The organism is Peribacillus sp. NPDC076916, assembly GCF_050269675.1.
In the GTDB taxonomy this organism is placed as follows: Bacteria; Bacillota; Bacilli; order Bacillales; family DSM-1321; genus Peribacillus; species Peribacillus aracenensis.
Genome location: NZ_JBNNIU010000001.1, coordinates 866,450 through 886,319, shown reverse-complemented (window position 1 = coordinate 886,319; position 19,870 = coordinate 866,450). Strand labels below are relative to the sequence as shown.

The following is a 19,870-nucleotide window of genomic DNA, read 5'->3' as shown; positions in this document are numbered from 1 at the left end:
TCGAACAGTTAGTAATTGGAGGAATTATTTTATGTCTGCAGATGCAACACAGCAACAAAACCCAGTCATTAGAACGACCCCTATATTAATAGCATTTTTAATTGCAGGGTTCATTGGGTTATTCAGCGAGACGGCATTAAACATGGCGCTGGGGGATCTAATACAAGAATTCAATGTCAGTCCTTCCACTGTTCAATGGCTGACAACGGGTTACCTATTAACATTGGGGATATTGGTACCCGTTTCGGGACTCTTGATTCAGTGGTTCAATACTCGTCAATTATTCATTGCCTCAATGGTGTTCTCCATCATTGGGACGCTCATTGCAGCAATTGCCCCTGGGTTCGGCATCTTGATGCTAGCACGTGTCATCCAGGCTATCGGAACGGGTCTTTTATTACCTCTCATGTTCAATACCATTTTATTGATTTTCCCTATTCATAAAAGGGGAGCGACGATGGGATTGATGGGGCTGGTGATCATGTTTGCCCCAGCCATCGGACCGACGGTTTCAGGTTTGATTATCGAAAATCTAGAATGGAATTACATTTTCTGGGTGTCTTTGCCGTTCTTTGTGATCGCTTTACTATTCGGTCTCAAGTATATGCAAAACGTTTCAACAATCACCAAACCTAAAATCGATGTACCATCCATTATATTATCGACCATTGGTTTTGGGGGAATTGTTTATGGTTTCAGTATTGTCGGAGAACAAGGATGGAACAATGCGATAGTTCTATCATCGATCATTGTTGGACTTATAGCACTATTCCTGTTTGCTGTGAGGCAATTCAACATGGATAAACCGATGATTGATTTGCGTGTTTTTAAATATCCGATGTTCACGTTAGGGTTAATAACCGTCTTCATCACCTTCATGATCATCATGTCATCCATGATCCTCTTACCGTTATATCTGCAAACCGGTCTTGCATTAGCTGCGTTTTCTGCTGGGCTTGTACTATTACCGGGTGGAGTGCTTAATGGTATCATGTCTCCGGTTACTGGGCGCATTTTTGATAAGTTCGGGCCAAGAGGTTTAGTGATCCCGGGCTTCATTATCATGATTGTCATGTTATGGACTTTGACGAACGTAACGACTGAAACGGCGATCATTATGGTAATCGTCATGCATACCCTCCTTATGATTGGTGTTTCGATGGTCATGATGCCGGCCCAGACAAATGGTCTGAATCAACTGCCGAAAAATCTTTATCCGGATGGAACGGCTCTAATGAATACATTGCAGCAAGTATCGGGGGCCATCGGTACAACCGTTGCCATTACAATCATGTCAGCATCCCAAAAAAATTATATGGCAAATGCAGAAGATCCGTTCGATCCATCTGCCATCAGCGGTTCATTGACTGCAGGCGTTCAAGATGCCTTTATTTTCGGTCTTGTCCTTGCAATCATTGGTTTGATCGTGTCGTTTTTTATCAGGACAGCACGGGACTGAAAAGAATTACTGAAAAAAGATAAATTAGCCAGCAGGGAAAGATTTTCTCTGTCTGGCTTTTTGTTTGGAAAAAAACAATAACGTTCTTATTGGTCTTTATTCCCATATTTTATCAAATGCTTTAAAAACAGAGTGAATTATTTGAAAACCAACCACTTATCGGATAATCTTACACAGTAACAGTTACTAAAAATTAGCCCAGGTAAAGCGGTTAACAGGAGGAATTCAAATGAATACAATGAAAGCCAAAATGTTTGAACCTGTAACAATAGGTGCATGGAACTTAAAAACAAGAACGGCAATGGCTCCTATGACACGGTCGTTTGCCGATAACGAAACGGGTGTTGTGAACGACCTGACCGTAGAATATTACCGAAAACGGGCTCAAGATGGAATCGGACTTATCATCACTGAAGGTGTAGTGATTTCACCTAGAGCAAAGGGCAATCCTGGGGTTCCCGGAATATATGCTCAAGAGCAAATTAACGGGTGGAAAAAAGTAACGGAAGCAGTGCACGCAGAAGGCGGAACGATCATTGCGCAAATCTGGCATGTGGGCCGTGCAAGCCACCATGAAATTGCAGGAGGACTTCCTCCGCAGGCTCCGTCACCCATCGCTGCAGAAGGCAAGGTTTCACGATTCGGTAAACCTTTTGACACTCCTGAAGAAATGACAGAGACGGATATTGCAGAAGTTGTGGACCAATATAAACAAGCTGCAAAGAATGCAATGGATGCTGGCTTTGATGGCGTTGAAATTCATGGTGCACACGGCTACTTAATTGACCAGTTCAATTCAGACACCTCCAATAAAAGGACCGATCGGTATGGTGGTGATTTAAAACAGCGTCTGACTTTTATGAAGGAAGTGTTAAAGGCAGTTATTGATGCTGTTGGAGTGGAGCGCACCCTTATTCGTTTCTCGGCTTTGAAAATTGACCAGCCGTCCTACATGTGGGAAGACCCTGAAAAAGCGATCCAAACATTTATTGAAGCGTTCAATGAAACAGGGGTCAAAATGATTCACCCATCCACGATGGAATTTACCAAACCGATTGCAAGAGGATTGACGATGCATGAATTGGTACGCAGCAACTGGGATGGAATCATAATTGGTGTAGGGGGGCTTGATCCTGAAATCGCAGAAGTCGCACTGGAAAAAGGCATTATTGACGTTGCGGCGATTGGGCGTCCACTTATAGCTAACCCGGATTATCTGGCACGAATTAAGCAGGATGAAAAACTTGTTGATTACGAGGCAAAGAAACATTTAGGGGAACTGATTTAATAAAGATAAAATAGAGTCAGGCTTGTTCATCGACAGGACACCGCAGTAACCATACTTCCTTTTCTATAACTGATGCGATTCTTCATTCAAGAAGGGTCGCCTTTTCTATGGAACTAAAGGGAAGTGCAAAGGAAGAAGGCTGTTAAAAAGGTTATATATATTTGGTAGACATACTGGTCATTTCAATTAATAAAGTGAGGAAGCTGGTATATAAATGGAACGTATCATGGTTATCGGAGTGTCCGCGGGTGTCGGAAAATCTACTTTTGCAAGAAGACTTGGAGATAATTTGGATATCGAAGTACATCATTTGGATACATTCTACTGGAGGCCAGGCTGGGTGGAAGCTCCTTTAGAGGATTTTATTTCTGCTCAGAAGGAAGTATTGAGTCATGACAAGTGGATAATGGAAGGCAATTATAGTAATTCTTTTAATTTGCGTTCGGAGCTTGCCGATACGATTATTTATTTAGAGCTTCCTCTCCGTGTTTGCCTTTACCGTGTTATAAAACGTAGGTTATCTTATCTAGGTAAAACAAGACCTGATATGGGCAAAGGCTGCAATGAAAAATTAGACTGGCAGTTTGTTAAATTTATCATGACCACCTACTTTCCTCGCAAGAAAGAAATGAAAAAGAGATTTGCAGATCTTCAAAAAAGTGACCCTGAAAAGCTAATAGTTATATTGAAAAGCAAGCACGAAATGGAAGGATATCTGTTGAAAATGAAGGGATAAGCTTCTTCACATCAATTTTTATGACACTTAGAGGTTTCTGAGAGTAAATATAAAGCCAAAATGGAAAAGGGACCTTCCAACCGAAGGTCCCTGAGACTTTAGACAAAACGGACAATTAATGGTTACTTCAACCCACTAATCTAGTTTCTCATCTTTTAACTAAAGGCTTTACATCTTGCGGAATAGGGGAGATATAGCTTTTCCCTTTTAATCGATCTTTTAGCTCTGTTTTTGCCTTTTCAATTAATTCCGGATTCTGAAGCACTTCTATTGCAGTTGCCGCAATAACCTTGCCAGCATGAAGCATTCCTTTATGGGCAATGGATGTTGATCCCAGTGTAACCCACTGCCAGCTATGCAAAGGTGACCCAAGAACAAAACAAGCTGTTGTGCATTGGGCAGTAGGAACGATCCAACTAACATCTCCCACATCCGAGGAACCTGTTAATGGTGCTTGTAAGCCCTCGATGGGTTCTAACCAATTTGCCAATGCATCATCTTGGTTATCTTTAAAAGGATTGATTGTACTGTTCCTTTCTTGTTCGGTTAAGGTGGCGCGGACTTCTTTGGCAAGCTGTTTTTCCTTATCATCGTGTTGTGGAATACCTAATTCTTGAAAATTCTTGTACATGACGGATTCTAGCACATTGTTTTGGATAACATTGGAACAGGCTTTATCGAAAACGATTTCTAATTCAGTTCCTGTCATAAGGGCAGCTCCTTTAGCAATATTACAAACTCTCAAGTAAATATCTTGAACTTGTGAAACTTCCGGAGCTCGTAATAAATAAAGAACTTCTGCATCTTGTTGGACAACATTTGGCGATAATCCACCTGAATTCGTTATTGCATAATGGACTCTTGCTTCTTGAATAATATGCTCTCTTAAATAGTTCACGCCAACATTCATAAGTTCTACGGCATCTAAAGCACTCCGTCCCAAATGTGGTGATGCTGCTGCATGAGAGCTTTTGCCTTTAAACTTATAATACACTTGGAAATTGGAAAGTGAATCCATCGACATAATGCCGTTAACATCCAGTGGGTGCCAACAAAATGCAAAATCAACGTCATCGAACAAACCCTCTCTGACCATGAAGGTTTTGCCTGATCCGCCTTCTTCTCCTGGACATCCATAATAACGAACTGTCCCATTTATATGATTCTCTTCCATATAATCCTTCACCGCAACAGCTGCAGCTAAAGATCCCGTACCAAGTAAATTGTGACCACATCCATGGCCATTTTCACCTTGGACTATTGGCTCTTGTTTAGCTGTAGCTTTTTTTTGACTCATACCTGACAGCGCATCAAATTCCCCCATGATTGCCACAATAGGTTTACCGGTCCCGTAGCTACCGATAAATGCCGTTTCTATGTTCCCAACACCTTTTTCAACAGAAAATCCTTCGTTTTCTAACGTGCTGCACAGCAATTCAGCAGATTGATATTCTTCAAAGCGTGTTTCTGCAAAATTCCATATACAGTCACTGACTTCAATGAATTTTTCTTTTTTTTGTTCAATGATTTCCGATAATCTCTTTACATGTGTCATTTTACACTCTTTCCTTCCTATATTTATATTCTGAAGAATTATTTTAATAGGCGTCTTGCAATTAGATTCAAAAGTTCTGCACTCCTTGGTAAAACTTCTTCTTGAACATCAAATTTAGGGTGGTGATGTGGTGCAGGAATATCAGTCCCAATAATCATATATGTCCCTTTCCCGCCATTATCCTGTACTCTTCGAATCATAAAACTTGCATCTTCGCTACCAGCAGAACCGGATTCCCTGCATGCTTTGATTGTTGAAAAACCATCTACATTCTTGGCTTCTTCCATGGCCAGTTCGACAAGTTCCTGATCACAACGAATCGTAATTGCTTGACCTATGATTTCAATTTCATGTTCAAGCTCATGCATACCTGCACTATGAGCCACGATATTTCGAACACGTCGCTCCACTTCAGTATTTGTTTCTTCGGATACAGACCGTGTCTCAATGACCATTTTTGCATGCGCTGGAATAATATTAGCGGCTGTTCCTCCGTTAAGAATACCTACATTTATGCGGGTAGAACCTGAACTGAATCTTGGAATGGCATGTATATTTAATAATGCGGTGGCTGCCCCTAACAAAGCATTTTTCCCTTTTTCCGGAGAAGCACCTGCATGAGAAGATACCCCATGAAAATGGGCAGCCATTTTCGTACTTGCTAAAAAGCCGGAAGAACCACCATGAAATTCTCCTAGGGGGACATCTGTGCCAAGGTGCAGACAATATAAATAATCCACATCATCCAAAATCCCTTTTTGTACAATTGAATAGGCACCGCGTACTCCCTCTTCAGCAGGTTGAAAAATAAGCTTTACCGTTCCTGAAAAATTCCCATCCGCTAATTTTTCAGCAAGTCCTAAGCCGATTGCTGTATGGCCATCGTGTGCACAGGCATGCATATTCCCTTCATATTTGGAACGAAAACCGTTTATTTGCGGGAAGTGGTCAGTATCAGTACTTTCCGTAACAGGCAATGCATCCATATCAAAGCGGAAAGCTACGGTTGGGCCATCAGTTTTTCCTTTTAATAGACCAATGACAGCAGTATATCCACCCTCCATTTCTTGGAGGATTTTTGGATTGGCGCCATCTTGTAATGCTCTATTAAATGTTTCCTCCAATACTTCTATAGGGGGTACTCCACGGCGAGAATCACCATCTAAAGCATCTTTTCCAAATATCACGTTATATTTCAGAGAAGTTAGTGCTTCTACTACCTTTGAAGCAGTACGAAATTCCGTAAAGCCAACTTCTGGATGTTGATGAAGATCACGTCTTAAAGAAATAATATCCAATTCGTTTCACTCCTGATTTATTTGATGATCATTCATATAATACGATTTGTTGTTTACACCAAGCGGCCAGCCCCCCAAGTCGGATAAGGGGCAGGTGAGGCGCTTGAGAATTTTTAAATTATGGTAATTTTGGATATACTCCGGGACCAATTGGGAGGCCAAGGAAATACCAAACGACTACCAATAGCGTCCAAATGATGAAGATGATAATCGGATACGGCAAAATAAGAGAATAATAAGTTCCTAGTTTTGCATCTTTTCGATACTCTTGTAAGAAACTTAAGAATAGTGGGACAAATGGAGATACAGGTGCCAATGGCAGTACAGATGAATCTGCTACCCTGAACAACATTTGGGCGAAGGCAGGATGATATCCTAATACCATGAACATCGGGACAAAAACGGGTGCCAATATAGACCATATTGCAGATCCGCTAGCAATGAACATGGAAAGAAGTCCAGATAAGAACATTAGCCCAATTAGGACAGGTGCACCTTCTATGTTTAGCTGTTCCAAGAGATCTGTGATGGATAAAGCCAAAAATTTACCCATATTACTCCAGTTAAAGCAAGCGACAAACTGGGAAAGCGGGAAAACCATAATGATGAATCCGGCCATTCCTTTTATTGGGTCCACCAATAATTCCGGAATGTCATTTTGTTTCTTGATTGCTCCCACCTTAACTCCATAAGTAATAGAAACTGTAAAAAAGAAGAGTAAGATGATTGCGACAATTCCAGACATGAATGGAGAGGGGAGAATGGCTCCAGTTTCTGGATTTCGCAATAGAGCTCCTTCTGGAACGACTAGAACGGCCATGACAGCTATAAAAATCAATGCTGAAATACCTGTAGCCAGGAGTGCTTTGTTTTGTTGCTTTGTTAATTGCTCCAGTTTTTTATGCTGACCGCCACCTTCATACTTTCCTAAGCGCGGCTCGACAAACTTATCTGTAATCAGGGATATAACTACCGTAAGTACGAGAACGGACGTCGCCATAAAGAACCAGTTATCCGTAACATTAACGGTCAAATTTGCGTTCATGCCTTTCGCTACTTCCGAACTAATTCCTGAAAGCAAGACATCTGTTGTGACGATTAATAAGTTGGCAGTGAAACCTGAACCAACCCCAGCGATGGCAGCGAGCAATCCAGCAACAGGGTGACGTCCCACAGCAAGGAAAATCAAAGCACCAAGAGGAGGCATAATAACAAGCGCAGCATCAGAAGAAACATGACTAAAAAAAGCAACAAATACAACTAAATAACTAGCGTATTTCCCTGAGACTTTTAACGACATCTTCCGAATCAAAACTTCCAACAATCCAACTTTTTCCGCTAATCCTACTCCTAGCATAAGAGCTAAAATAGATCCCAGTGGTAAAAAGCCGGAAAAGTTTTTAATCATATTCGGCAAGATCCATTGGATGCCTTCACGGCTTAAGAGGTTTTGAACTTCAACCTTCTCTCCACTTATGGGGTCCGATGCCGAAACATGGAAGATTGATAAGAGAGCGGTTACAACAAATAAAAAGGCAATCATATAAATAAATAAGATAAAGGGGTGGGGGATTTTGTTTCCTATTCGCTCTACTCGATTGAAAAAACCACCCGTTTTATGATTTTGAAGATTGGTTGTATCTTTCATTACTTTTTGTTCCATTACATTCTCCTCCTAAACCTTCTTCCATTTGTAGTTTGTGCGTTTTGCACCATTTCCTTTATAAACTTTTTCTCTAGAAATGCCTTAAGCTCAAATTACCGACTTTCATACCTTGTTGAACTTCATTAATTCCTTCCAATATACTGATTTTTATTTAACGAACATTTAACGCTATTTTCGTTAAATGTATTATATAATTAAGAATAATCTATTTCAATAAAATTTTCAGAAAAAAGGGAAAATATTTTCTGGTAATTCTTGTGAAATAAAAAATGGATTCGAAACCTTTGAATGAATAAGCTCTGCCACTCTTGGACTCATGATAGATAAGTATCCATATTAAGTAGCACTGTTTATTTATGTCAAACGGTGCTTTACTTGCTTTTATATTTGGAGCTCTTATTTTATTCCCTGTTATGGTTGGTTATTTTGATATAATAAAACTAATAGTATGATGTAGGGGTGAAATAAACTTGTATAAAATTGGTGTTGTAGGTCCACTTTCATCTATAAAGAAAATTCGGGATGTTACTAATGAATTTGAACATGAAATAGATTTTATTGATTTTCCATATGAAGATGCACGTGAGGTAACGGACATTATAAAAAATAACCAAAATGCAGTAAATGGTTGGTTTTTCTCTGGACCGGTCCCATATAGAATAGCTAAAGAAATGTTAGATTCAGATGCCAATTTTACGTATTGTCCTCCTGTAGGATCTAGTTTATATAGATGTTTTTTACAAATGTCGGCAGATCAAAAATATTTTTTCGATAAGATATCCATCGATATGATTCGATTGGAAGACTTTTTTTTGCAAGAATCGCTACAAGAGCTGGGGATTTCCACCGAACATATTTATGTAAAAACATTTGATGAACAATATGATTTTCAAGACATTGTCCAATTTCATCTTCATTTGTGGAGGGAAGGGGCGGTACATGGTGTCCTTACCGTTTTACAGTCCGTATATGAGGCATTGAAGAAGGAGAATGTTCCTGTTTACAAAATAAATATGACAAAGATGGAAATCCGACAAGCGGTCAAGATTTTAATTGAAAAAGCAAAAAGTACTTATTTCAAAGATAGCCAGATAGGTGTGGAAATCATTGAAATTGATCAGTTCGATCAATTTGTTGACGAGGTTGATATTCGTTACCATCTGCAGCATGTAGAGCTTAAGATTAAACAAACATTACTTACATTTTGTGAAAAATTAGATGGATCCCTCATCGAAAATGGAAACGGCCGCTATCAAATATTTAGTTCACGAAAGGCAATTGAACGGGAAATTGGCAGCTTGCAAAGTACTGTTCAACAACTGGCCCTTGAAATGGATGTCCCAGTTGCAGTTGGTATTGGTTTTGGTGAGACGGCTGCATCTGCAGAAATCAATGCCCGCAAGGCGATCCGTCATTCGAAAAAGCAAGACAGTTCCGGTATTGTTGTAATCCAAGAAGATGGTGTAATGATTGAATCCGTAGGTCAAGAAGAACAATTGGCATATACCTTTCGTTCTGATGATAAAGAACTGCTAGATAAATTGAATCAGGGTAACATTAGTGTAAAAACGTATAAAAAGATAGAAGCATTGGTTGATCGTATGGGCTGGGACGGCTTCACTTCCTCAGACTTAGCTTCTCATTTATCCATGACCGTTCGAAATGCCCAGAGAATTATGAGTAGTTTGAGTGAAAGCGGTTTAGTGGAGTACAAAGGAGAAGAACTTCAATCACCTCGGGGAAGACCTCGTAAAATTTATATGTTAAAGAAGTAACACCTCGTTGGTATACACGTAAATGAAATTCGAGGGAAGCTGTCATTGAGACAGCTTTTTTATTGTAATGGGCAGGAAAGTAGAATAATTCCCAAGAGGAGATGTTCACGAATAAAAGTGTTGCATGATAAAATGATTCAAAAGAGAAAAGTTTGCGTGGGTAAGAATACAACTATATATACCAGTGCTATCACTCTTTTCTTTTTGCTGCCGATACGATAAGAGTAACTAGACAACTGATAATCACGACTCAATACAAATTAAGCAATAGTTAGGCAGAAGAAGAATTAGGGTTATGATACCATGACTGAGATTAAACTAGGATATTCTACAAAGAACAATGATTCTATTACAGATTATAAAAGGAAGTCGATTACTGGATGTATAAAATCGGACTGGTCGGTCTAAAAACTTCTATAGAACAAATTTTAATCTTGGCAGAAGAATATAAACATGAGTTGGAATTCATCTCTTTGCCCTATGAAAAGACAGAAGAGGTAGAGAATATTGTAAAGGAACATGATTCTAACGTACATGCATGGCTTTTTTCTGGTCCACTTCCCTATGAAATTGCCAAAAAGATACTAGGTACAGATAAAATAATGGTCCATGTTCCGGCCACGGAATCAGGTTTTTATAAATCCTTATTAGAAATGATCTACGAACAAGGGAAAATCATCGAGCATCTAAGTATTGATACTATGTCCTCCAATAATATTAGCGAAGAAGCTTTGTCCCAGTTGAATATAAAAACCAAAAAGATTTATACGAAAGTGTTTGAGACAGATGTTGATACGGATGAATTGGTACATTTTCACTTGGATTTATGGAATACGGGAAAGACAGAAGGAGCTTTTTCTTGTTTTCCGTCCGTGTGTGAAGCTTTAAGGGAATATGGCATTCCAGCCTACCGGTTGTCGATGAGTAAGATGGAAGTGCGGCAAACGCTTCGAATTCTTTCTGAAAAAGTAAAGACATCTTACTTTAAGGATACGCAAATCGGAGTTGAAATCATTGAAGTCGAATATTTTAACAAAGTGGCAGAGGAAATGAAAACTCCATATCATTTACAGTACTTGGAGCTTCGCCTAAAAGAAATGTTGATTCAACTTGGAGAAAAAATAAATGGTTCCTTTTCAGAGAAAGGGAATGGAAGGTACATGATTTTTAGTTCTCGCGGCGCAATTGAACGAGAAATCATTACACTCGAAGATACCATTCAAAAGTTGGCCTTTGAAGCAGATACACCCGTTACCGTTGGAATTGGATTCGGCGAGACTGCCTATTCAGCGGAAATCAATGCTTTTCGTGCTATTCAACACTCGAAAGAGATGAAAAAGCGTGAAATTGTGATTATTCAAGATGATGGAAAAATTATCGAATCACCAGGCAAAAAGAAAGAATTGCAATATGATACCCGTTCCCACAATAAACCTCTTATAGAAAGGTTGAAAAACGGAAATATCAGTGTTAAAACGTATAAGAAAATATCTGCTCTCGTTCAAAGAATGGGCTGGAGCGATTTTACTACAAAGGATTTAGCGACACATCTTGAAATGACAGAGCGCAATGTACGGCGAATTGTTGCAGATATGTGCGAAGTTGATTTGGCACAATGCATTGGGGAAGAGGCTAACGCCACTCGTGGAAGGCCGAGTAAAATTTATCGATTATTATAAATAAAAGGCACCCATAATTGGGGTGCTTTTTTATTTTCGCTTCATTCTGCGTTTCAATTTTTTTGTAAAACATGGAGATTAGATGAAGTTTGAAGACGGTTTGGAATTTTCGAAAAATATTGAAATAAACAACAAGGGAGATTATAATCTATTTAAGGAATTTTTTCCTTAAACTATCCTAAAACAATGGATGTTATGTAAATTGAATGAAAAAGGGGTTGTAGTGGGTGTCTCAAACGATAATGATTCATGATTTGATCGAGGCTGTTAAAGATGAAGTGGTGGCTTGGAGAAGATATTTACATAAGTATCCAGAGCTTTCTTTTCAGGAGGAAAAAACAGCACAATTTGTTTATGAAAAGCTGCAAACTTTTGGTGAATTGGAAATTTCACGTCCGACAAAGACGAGTATTATGGCTCGTTTGATCGGTCAGCAGCCTGGGAAGGTTATTGCACTGCGGGCAGATATGGATGCGCTTCCAATTGAAGAAGAAAATGATTTTGATTTTGTGTCACAGAATTCAGGAGTTATGCATGCTTGCGGACATGATGGGCATACGGCGATGCTGCTTGGTACAGCAAAAGTTCTTACACAGTTAAAGGATCAAATTAAAGGGGAGGTGCGTTTTTTATTTCAACATGCTGAGGAACTGCCGCCCGGTGGAGCTCAAGAAATGGTGAAAGCCGGTGTGCTTGATGGAGTGGATATGATCATAGGCACCCATCTCTTGTCGACTCTTCCTTTAGGGAAAATTGGTTTGGGCTACGGTCCGGTGATGGCTGGAGCTGATACTTTTAACATTACCGTGGTGGGGAAAGGGGGGCACGCCTCACAGCCTGAACTTACCGTCGATCCCATATCGATTGGATCACAGGTTGTATCGAATCTCCAGCATATTGTTTCGAGGTATCGGGATGCCCAGGAAGCCCTTGTGATTTCAGTGACCCAGTTCCATGCGGGAAGTGCGGTTAATGTCATTCCAAGTAGTGTAAGCATTGGTGGATCAGTTCGAAGCTTCAATCCGGAACTGAGGGAAAACGTTCCAAACTATATCGACCGCATAGTAAAAGGGATTACGGAAGCGCATGGAGCCACTTATGAATTCGATTATCAGTTTGGTTATGCCCCTACCATTAATGATGAAGAAGTTACCCGATTGATGGACGAAACGATCTGTGAAGTATTTGGTGAAGGAAGTCGAGAGATTTTAAAGCCGATTATGGGAAGTGAAGACTTCTCTGCTTTTCAAAAAGAAGTTCCGGGATCCTATATTGTAATAGGGGCCCGTAATGAAGAAAAAGGGATAATACATCCTCACCATCATCCTAAATTCACGATCGATGAACAGGCTTTACAATATGGGGTGAAGTTATATGTTCATGGGACTTTGAAAATGTTAAATCTAACATATTAGGGGGATAAGAGTTTGAAAAAAATATATTGGCTCGGAATTATCCCGTTTCTTGGCTTTATTGTGGGCGCTTTGTTTACAAATAAAGTGACTCCCTATGTTCTGGGAATGCCATTTTTTCATTTTTGGATTGTACTCTGGTCTGTGCTGACCACAGGTATAATGGGGGTTATTTACCTACTGGATCCTGCTAATCAGAAGGGAGATTCAAGATGAATATTGCCGTTTTTTTTATCCTGTTTTTTTTCGTCATTTCTGTTTTGATCGGTATCCAGGCTAAAAAAGGGAAAGAAATGAACTTGGAACAATGGTCGGTTGGCGGACGCGGGATGGGAGCCCTATTGATTTTCCTCTTGTCCGCTGGTGAAATGTATACAACCTTTACCTTTTTGGGTGCAAGTGGATCTGCTTATGGGGAAGGGGGGTCCATCTTTAGTATCGTATCATATGGCTGCCTGGCTACAGTGATCTCCTATTGGACATTTCCTGCTATCTGGAGGTATGCAAAGAAACACCAATTAGTTTCCCAATCTGACTTTTTTGTAAAAAAATATCAAAGTCCTTATCTTGGTGTGCTTGTTGCGGTTATAGGTGTTGTAGCTTGTACTTGCTACTTAGTGCTGCAATTGAAGGGGTTAGGATATATCGTTTCAGCAACATCCTATGGGGCAATCTCTTCTGCAGCTGCCATTTGGGCCGGAGCAATTGGCGTTACCATTTTTGTAATGGTTTCCGGCATTCACGGCTCTGCGAGGACAGCTATTTTGAAGGATATTCTGATTCTTGGCATTGTCGTATTTTTAGGAGTTTATTTCCCACTTCATTATTACGGCGGGCTCCAACCTATGTATGAGGCAATTGAAAATGCAAAGCCGAACTATACCATACTTCCAGATCAGGGAATGAGCGTTTCATGGTATATATCCACTGTTATATTAAGCTCTATTGGATTTTATATGTGGCCGCACGGGTTTTCTCCTATATATGCTGCCTCTAGCGAAAAAGCTTTACGGAAAAACGCAATCCTAATGCCCATGTACCAATTGATATTATTGTTTGCCTTTTTTGTTGGATTTGCAGCGATTTTACAGATGCCTGGATTAAAAGGCGGCGAAGCCGATCAAATCTTGCTGCAGCTATCTAAACAGGATTTTGATCCATGGTTTGTGGGCTTAATCGGTGGAACTGGCGTGTTAGCCGCTTTAGTGCCAAGTTCCATGCTCTTGATGTCCATATCAACAATGCTTGCAAAAAATGTATATAGCGTATTCACTCCATCAGCAACGGAAAAACAGATTGCAAAACTGGTAAAATACTTGGTTCCCCTAATTTCTCTCTTAGGGATTTACTTGACCTTTAAAGGTGGAAATTCGCTCTTTAGTCTCGCTCTAATCGCCTATAATTTCATTACACAACTTGCTCCTGCCTTTTTCGCAAGTTTGATGAGAAAGAATTTTGTAACCAAACATGGAGCATTTGCCGGGATAATAACAGGAGGGGGGCTAGTCTCTATTATGGAACTGGGGAACATGAAAATCAGTCAACTATTTCCTCATCTTCCTCAAGCAATTAAGGACCTGAATGTAGGAATTATTGCCCTATTTGTCAATATCGTAGTCTTGGTGGTGGTTAGCTTGATGACAAAAAATATTAATTATACTCATCAAGGTACCGATAGTTTGGAAACGACAACGGAAGGGCACAAGTTTCCAACACCAAAAGAATCAAATAGCTAACTTAGCATGATTAATAATTTGACTTACGATATGTTAATGAAGAATGAATGCGCTCTTTTCTGGGGGCAGTTTTGCAGGACGCTATTTACAGTTCGGATAACGCTGATAATGATTTGGACTTTCTGGAATCAAAGTTGTCCGTGCACATATGCTTGACCGCTTTCTGCCCAATAACAAAGAAGATGATCCACAAAAGGAACAAACCGGTCTGAATATGGCCGGTTTGTTTCAGTTAATTACTCAGTTTTGGAACTTTGATCTTTATTTCTTTTATTTCCTTTACTGTTGTCCCCACTAACAGGAGCTTGCCCGTGTAATTGCGGTGAATTTTGATTACGGCTGCCTTTATTGAATTTTTTTGTCATGTCTCACATCTCCTTTCTTTTTTCAAATACAGTTTGTCCCTTTTTGGTGATCTTATGTTTTCACTTGGTAAGAACATCAAATTCAAAGTGATATTCAAACCATTGTTTCAAAGATAAAAACCGAAAATTGCCTTTCAGGATATAGGCATGTGATAAAAATATTTTTACGTACAACAAGAAAAAAACATGAACCTTGAGATGCAGGGAGGAAACGCATTTCTTTCACACTGCATCTAAGGCCAGAGTAAGATCTTGTTGAAAAAGAGTCGTTCACCAATTCCAAACTGGTGGATATCATCACGTAATGAAGGAGGGTCAATTTAAGTGGGTATTTTTTCCGTAAATTACCTCGATAGAATATAATTTTCGCACTAATTTTGGAATGACAAAAACTGATTTTGGTATGTACCTTATGAAGGGCCTGTCGAATATTTGCCCCACAGTTACTAGCACTTGTACCATTAATTCGACATGGGGGAGATTTTCTGGTTACTGCTTTTTTTCTTAATTAGTGCCATTTATTTTTCATGCTCTTTCAAAAAGGCTGTTTTCGCATACTTTGGTGCTATTTACCAAGAAATGCGGTGTGGTTGATTTCCCCTCCAGATGCTCGCTTTCCGCGGGGCGGGCGGTGAGCCTCCTCGGCGTAAACGCCTGTGGGGTCTCACCTGTCCCGCTGCTCCCGCAGGAGTCTCGCACTTGCGCTACAATCAACCTTAAATCGTTTAGTTTTTAAAAACAACAATCTTTACGAAAAGAGCCTTCAAAAAAGTTTATTAGCATATAATTTAAAAGTGGGACAGAGTATCTCAGAGGAAATATAAAAAACAAAAGGCAGATTGATTCTGCCTTTTGTTTTTAGTTTTAAAAATTCCCCTGTTAGTCTTTCTAAACTATATTGATTATTCCTATTCATGATTTAATAGGAATTTGGGGAAACCAAAGAACCTGAGCCTATACACTATAACCAGCTTTCATTCAACCCGAACAACTGAACCCGGGGGAGAAGCAATTCTCAATTGTTATTTTTATGGCCGTCATTACTTGTAATGTCATTTTTGTTTAAAAATTCAATGATTCCATTCACCAATCCAGGGGATAAAGGTAGTTCAGGATTTGTATAGGTTGCTAAATTTCCCTTTCGATCTTCAGGTGCTTCTTTCAATACATGATTCATCTTTTCAAGTATAAGTAATTCAGAATCTTTTTTTTCTTTATGCAATGCTTTTGCGTTGGTTGCCGGCACTTGAATATCTCTATTACCGTTCACGATCAGAACAGGGATGTTCAGTTCCTTTACTAATTCTATCGGGTTATATTGAATCCATGATATCATGTAAGGTTGAACAGAAGGTCGGAATACACTTTGTAAATCAGCACTGACAGTCCCGACTTGTTTTCCTTGATTTAGCTTTGCCAGTATATCTTTGGATTCCGTTAATAACGTCGGTGTCAATTGCTCTTCAAGCTGTTTAATGAGTACTTGGTCAATGGATTCGCCTGCACCCGCCAATGAAATGAATATGTCTGTTTCCGTTTTCTTTGCGGCTGCCATCCCAATTAAAGAGCCTTCACTATGGCCGATGATGCCAACTTTGGAAAAACGGCCATCCTTTTTGGCAAATTGAGCCCAAGCAGCTGCATCATCAATATATTGTTCAAATCTCAGGTCCTTTTCTTTTCCTGCCAATTGCATATTTTCGCCAATTCCGCGCTTATCATACCTAATGCTTGCGATACCTTTTTCTGCAAGACTCTCGGCTAACATTTTTAAACTATTATTTTTTCCGGGATTTGCATAGGAGTTACCATCTTTATCGGTCGGACCAGAACCCGCAATTATAATCATAACAGGAAAAGGCCCTTCATTTTTTGGTGTTTCCAAAAGGCCTTTTATGGTTCCGTTCTTTAAGTCAGCCTGCACGATTTCACCTGTTTCTTTCTCTTCAACTGCCTGATCGGATTTCTTAAGCAATTCAAAGGGGAACGCTCGCCCATTTTGAACAAATGTGCCTGAAATCCTTTCCTTATCTACTTTCCCATCAAACGTTATTTTCTGATTTTGGATATCCATATTAAAAAACAAGTCTGGATTGCTTAACTTTACGCTTGTTAAGGGGAATTCGTTCAACCCTTGTACAGGAATGCTTATCGTTCCATCTTTCTTTGTGAAATGAACAATGATTGGAAGCGGTTGATTTGGAATCTTAATATCTCCCTCCCACCTGCCTTCAATAGCTTTCAATGAGCTCACTTCCTTCGATTTCTCTTCCACCTCTACCGTGTCCTTGGTTCTGCAACCTACCATTAATACAAAAGCACTTACGATAAAACATATAATCGCCAAAGGTCTTTTCATTTGAGCAATCCCTTTCTTTAATAATTAGAGATAAACATGTAAAGTGTCTCTTTGTTTCATTCATTCATATCCGTCTTCATTATAAGTAAGTTTTCATATATAATTCCAATATTTTCCCTTAAAATGATGTTTATTTTCCCAGTTTACCCTTTTAAATATGGTGGCAATATGGGACGTTTTAAAAAAATATCGAAGAGACATTCAACCAGACTGTCTTAATCGGGAGCGCTTAAATCGGTGTTTTTCTCATGGTACTCTTTTAAAGGTAAGATATTAGGTCAAAATTAGAATGATTTGAATCAAACATTGACATCTAAAAGAAACTCTTTTAAAGTGGATTTGTAAATTAAATATCCTCGTTAGGTGAGGCTCCTGTGTAGGAGATACGCTACTGCCCAAAAATGTCGAAAGACGCCAATGGGTCAACAGAAACCATCGACATAAGGTGGTTTTTAATGTAGCTGGCTTTGTCCTATGCCACACAGTGCTAAAGCTCTACGAATGGAGGAACTGGATTTATGCTTGTATTTGTCATTCAGTCATATACGACTGTTTGTATTTGTCATCCAGGCAATGTACGCATATAAACCGTATTAAGCACCTCCATTTGTAATGGAGGTGCTTTTATTTTTTTCTGGAGGTGAGGATAGTGGGGAACTATTCACGACGATATATTCGAAGCTTAATGAAAATTGAATGAACACAAAGAGTTTGGGAAGGGGAATAATAATATTTTTTTACCCTTGATATTTAAGGGAAATATTTTTGGCTCCCCTAAAAAGGAGTGAGTGACGAAATGATAAAAATCCTGACGGAAGATCAAATGACTTTACAAATCATAAAAGTATTAAAAGAAGGAAAAAAGAAAGAATTTCAAGCAATATTAGAAGAACTCCAACCATATGACATTGCGCGAATTTTTGAGGGGCTTCCAGAAAAACATCATACACGTTTCTTGTTATTACTTGATTCAGAACAAATCGCTGAACTGATTCAAGAAGTTGAAAAGGTTCATCAATTGAAAATCCTTAGTAAATTAGGAATAGAGAAATCCGGCCATGTAATGGATCTAATGGATAATGATGATCTAGCTTCATTGTTAGAGGACCTATCCCCTGAAAAAATTGAAGAACTTCTTTCAGGTATGAAACAAGAAGAATCAAAAATCGTTCAAAATATCATGAATTATCCACCTGAGACGGCAGGGCGAATAATGACAAACCGTTTCGTATGGATACCCCAACATTATACGGTTCGAGAATCAGTTGAAAAGCTGAAAATCTTTGCAGAGTTTTCGGAAACGATCAATTATCTTTATGTAATAGATAATGATAAAAAATTAGTAGGTGTTGTGTCATATCGGGATTTAATAATAAATGATGAATCTGAAAAAATTCAAGATATTATGTATAGCCGGGTTATCTCCGTATCTGCTTATGAAGACCAGGAAGAGGTAGCGCGTGTTATTGAGCGATATGATTTTTTAGCAATTCCTGTAGTTGAAAAAAATAATGAGTTATTAGGAATTGTGACCGTCGATGATATTATTGATGTTGTCATTAAGGAAGCGAATGAAGATATTGAAAAATTATCGGCTTCGGGTAAAGCTATAGACTTTGACACGAAGGCACACGTGGCCGCATATCGTAGGCTACCCTGGCTTATTTTACTTTTATTTATCGGATTAGTGTCCGGAACTATAATAAGCGGTTTTGAAGAAACATTGTCCAAAGTTGTTGCACTTGCTTTCTTCATGCCGATGATCGCAGGGATGACTGGAAATACAGGTACTCAATCTTTAGCTGTTGTTGTAAGAGGCCTAATCACCAGTGATACGGATAAAGGTGTCGTAACCAGACTTATAATACGGGAAATGAAAGTTGGATTGATAATAGGAATTACCTGTGGAATATTAATTTCCATCATTGCTTATGTTTGGCAGGGAAATCCCGTTCTGGGATTAGTGGTTGGAAGTTCGTTAGTGATGACCCTAATTATCGGGACGTTAGCTGGGACCATTATTCCTTTGATATTATATAAATTCAACATAGATCCTGCCGTTGCTTCTGGTCCGCTAATTACAACATTGAATGATATACTTTCGTTACTCATTTACTTTGGAATTGCAACGATGTTTATTTCAAAATTGATGTAGACTTTCCAGTAAACCAAGTTCCCATATGCTTGTAAAGTTTTTTTAAGTGTGAACTCAGTCTCAAAGATTTCAGAACAAAATGTCCATGCCGACGTTTTAAATCGGGATTATAGATAAGAAGAAAAAAAGTAGCTGCTGAGCTTGAACATTTGCCAAGCAGATTAAAAAAAGCTGCGGCCTTTTCCGGTATCCAAAAGGGGAAAGGCCGTTAAATTTTCCTGGGAAGCGAACCGTATAATATAGAAGTCTACGTACATGATTTATTCTTAAACGAACATTGAAGGTAAAAAAGTCATTTGCTGATGACCTTTATATGAAAGAGAAACATGGGACATAATAGGTCGTAGCAAGTTTAGGATTTTCAGGAAAGGCTACATAAAGAGTGTT

13 protein-coding genes, 1 pseudogene and 1 riboswitch are annotated in these 19,870 nt (G+C 39.1%); of the genes and pseudogenes, 9 read left to right on the top strand and 5 right to left on the bottom strand.

The genetic code is table 11. The annotated features are described in order from the left end of the window. Positions 1–31 precede the first annotated feature (31 nt). The 3 genes and pseudogenes from ACQKFG_RS04375 to ACQKFG_RS04365 all read left to right on the top strand — a co-directional run bounded on the left by ACQKFG_RS04375 (position 32) and on the right by ACQKFG_RS04365 (position 3,483). Positions 32–1,459 (top strand): MDR family MFS transporter, encoded by a 1,428-nt coding sequence (locus tag ACQKFG_RS04375; protein WP_427556540.1) that lies wholly within the window; start codon positions 32–34, stop codon positions 1,457–1,459. A 247-nt stretch (positions 1,460–1,706) separates the two neighbouring features. Beyond that, positions 1,707–2,747 (top strand): annotated as a pseudogene (locus ACQKFG_RS04370) (alkene reductase); the annotation flags it as partial. Positions 2,748–2,961: 214 nt separating this feature from the next. Beyond that, positions 2,962–3,483 carry a topology modulation protein gene (locus ACQKFG_RS04365; protein ID WP_192207963.1) on the top strand — a complete coding sequence of 174 codons (522 nt, stop codon included), beginning with the start codon at positions 2,962–2,964 and terminating at the stop codon, positions 3,481–3,483. A gap of 148 nt (positions 3,484–3,631) precedes the next feature. Here the strand turns inward: ACQKFG_RS04365 and ACQKFG_RS04360 are convergent, their stop codons facing one another. From ACQKFG_RS04360 to ACQKFG_RS04350, 3 genes are all read right to left on the bottom strand, one after another. After that, the gene (locus ACQKFG_RS04360; protein WP_427556536.1) at positions 3,632–5,038 is read right to left on the bottom strand and encodes a M20 family metallopeptidase; all 1,407 of its coding nucleotides are present in this window, start codon (positions 5,036–5,038) and stop codon (positions 3,632–3,634) included. Between the two features lie 38 nt (positions 5,039–5,076). Next, on the bottom strand, positions 5,077–6,336 hold the full coding sequence (locus ACQKFG_RS04355; RefSeq protein ID WP_427556533.1) for an amidohydrolase: 1,260 nt from the start codon (positions 6,334–6,336) through the stop codon (positions 5,077–5,079). Between the two features lie 118 nt (positions 6,337–6,454). Then, entirely contained in the window at positions 6,455–7,984 is a 1,530-nt protein-coding gene (locus tag ACQKFG_RS04350; RefSeq protein WP_427556768.1) for an AbgT family transporter, read from the bottom strand. A gap of 488 nt (positions 7,985–8,472) precedes the next feature. On the opposite strand from ACQKFG_RS04350, the gene ACQKFG_RS04345 reads away from it, so the two are divergent. The 5 genes from ACQKFG_RS04345 (at position 8,473) to ACQKFG_RS04325 (ending at position 14,604) form a co-directional block, all read left to right on the top strand. Beyond that, on the top strand, positions 8,473–9,777 hold the full coding sequence (locus ACQKFG_RS04345) for a hypothetical protein (RefSeq protein WP_349729212.1): 1,305 nt from the start codon (positions 8,473–8,475) through the stop codon (positions 9,775–9,777). 380 nt (positions 9,778–10,157) lie between these two features. Continuing rightward, the gene (locus ACQKFG_RS04340) at positions 10,158–11,456 is read left to right on the top strand and encodes a hypothetical protein (RefSeq protein ID WP_427556529.1); all 1,299 of its coding nucleotides are present in this window, start codon (positions 10,158–10,160) and stop codon (positions 11,454–11,456) included. Between the two features lie 242 nt (positions 11,457–11,698). Beyond that, complete coding sequence (locus tag ACQKFG_RS04335; protein WP_427556765.1) at positions 11,699–12,871, top strand: M20 family metallopeptidase; 1,173 nt, start codon at positions 11,699–11,701, stop codon at positions 12,869–12,871. A 12-nt stretch (positions 12,872–12,883) separates the two neighbouring features. After that, positions 12,884–13,084, top strand: a complete 201-nt coding sequence (locus tag ACQKFG_RS04330; RefSeq protein WP_192207968.1) for a DUF3311 domain-containing protein — start codon at positions 12,884–12,886, stop codon at positions 13,082–13,084. After that, positions 13,081–14,604 carry a sodium:solute symporter family protein gene (locus ACQKFG_RS04325; RefSeq protein ID WP_427556526.1) on the top strand — a complete coding sequence of 508 codons (1,524 nt, stop codon included), beginning with the start codon at positions 13,081–13,083 and terminating at the stop codon, positions 14,602–14,604. Before ACQKFG_RS04330 ends, ACQKFG_RS04325 begins: the two co-directional genes overlap by 4 nt. Positions 14,605–14,840: 236 nt before the next feature. Here the strand turns inward: ACQKFG_RS04325 and ACQKFG_RS04320 are convergent, their stop codons facing one another. After that, positions 14,841–14,969 (bottom strand): hypothetical protein, encoded by a 129-nt coding sequence (locus tag ACQKFG_RS04320; RefSeq protein ID WP_255256698.1) that lies wholly within the window; start codon positions 14,967–14,969, stop codon positions 14,841–14,843. A gap of 1,015 nt (positions 14,970–15,984) precedes the next feature. Beyond that, on the bottom strand, positions 15,985–17,328 hold the full coding sequence (locus tag ACQKFG_RS04315) for an alpha/beta hydrolase family protein (protein WP_427556523.1): 1,344 nt from the start codon (positions 17,326–17,328) through the stop codon (positions 15,985–15,987). Between the two features lie 348 nt (positions 17,329–17,676). Next, positions 17,677–17,842: riboswitch (M-box (ykoK) riboswitch) on the top strand. A 282-nt stretch (positions 17,843–18,124) separates the two neighbouring features. On the opposite strand from ACQKFG_RS04315, the gene mgtE reads away from it, so the two are divergent. Continuing rightward, positions 18,125–19,483, top strand: a complete 1,359-nt coding sequence (gene mgtE, locus ACQKFG_RS04310; RefSeq protein WP_192207971.1) for a magnesium transporter — start codon at positions 18,125–18,127, stop codon at positions 19,481–19,483. The last annotated feature ends 387 nt before the right edge of the window (positions 19,484–19,870 follow it).

Coding starts and splice junctions, on each gene's coding strand:
- ACQKFG_RS04340 (WP_427556529.1), top strand. CDS start 10,158: ATGTATAAAATCGGACTGGTCGGTCTAAAAACTTCTATAGAACAAATT.
- ACQKFG_RS04335 (WP_427556765.1), top strand. CDS start 11,699: ATGATTCATGATTTGATCGAGGCTGTTAAAGATGAAGTGGTGGCTTGG.
- ACQKFG_RS04365 (WP_192207963.1), top strand. CDS start 2,962: ATGGAACGTATCATGGTTATCGGAGTGTCCGCGGGTGTCGGAAAATCT.
- mgtE (WP_192207971.1), top strand. CDS start 18,125: ATGATAAAAATCCTGACGGAAGATCAAATGACTTTACAAATCATAAAA.
- ACQKFG_RS04315 (WP_427556523.1), bottom strand. CDS start 17,328: ATGAAAAGACCTTTGGCGATTATATGTTTTATCGTAAGTGCTTTTGTA.
- ACQKFG_RS04320 (WP_255256698.1), bottom strand. CDS start 14,969: ATGACAAAAAAATTCAATAAAGGCAGCCGTAATCAAAATTCACCGCAA.
- ACQKFG_RS04360 (WP_427556536.1), bottom strand. CDS start 5,038: ATGACACATGTAAAGAGATTATCGGAAATCATTGAACAAAAAAAAGAA.
- ACQKFG_RS04375 (WP_427556540.1), top strand. CDS start 32: ATGTCTGCAGATGCAACACAGCAACAAAACCCAGTCATTAGAACGACC.
- ACQKFG_RS04325 (WP_427556526.1), top strand. CDS start 13,081: ATGAATATTGCCGTTTTTTTTATCCTGTTTTTTTTCGTCATTTCTGTT.
- ACQKFG_RS04350 (WP_427556768.1), bottom strand. CDS start 7,984: ATGAAAGATACAACCAATCTTCAAAATCATAAAACGGGTGGTTTTTTC.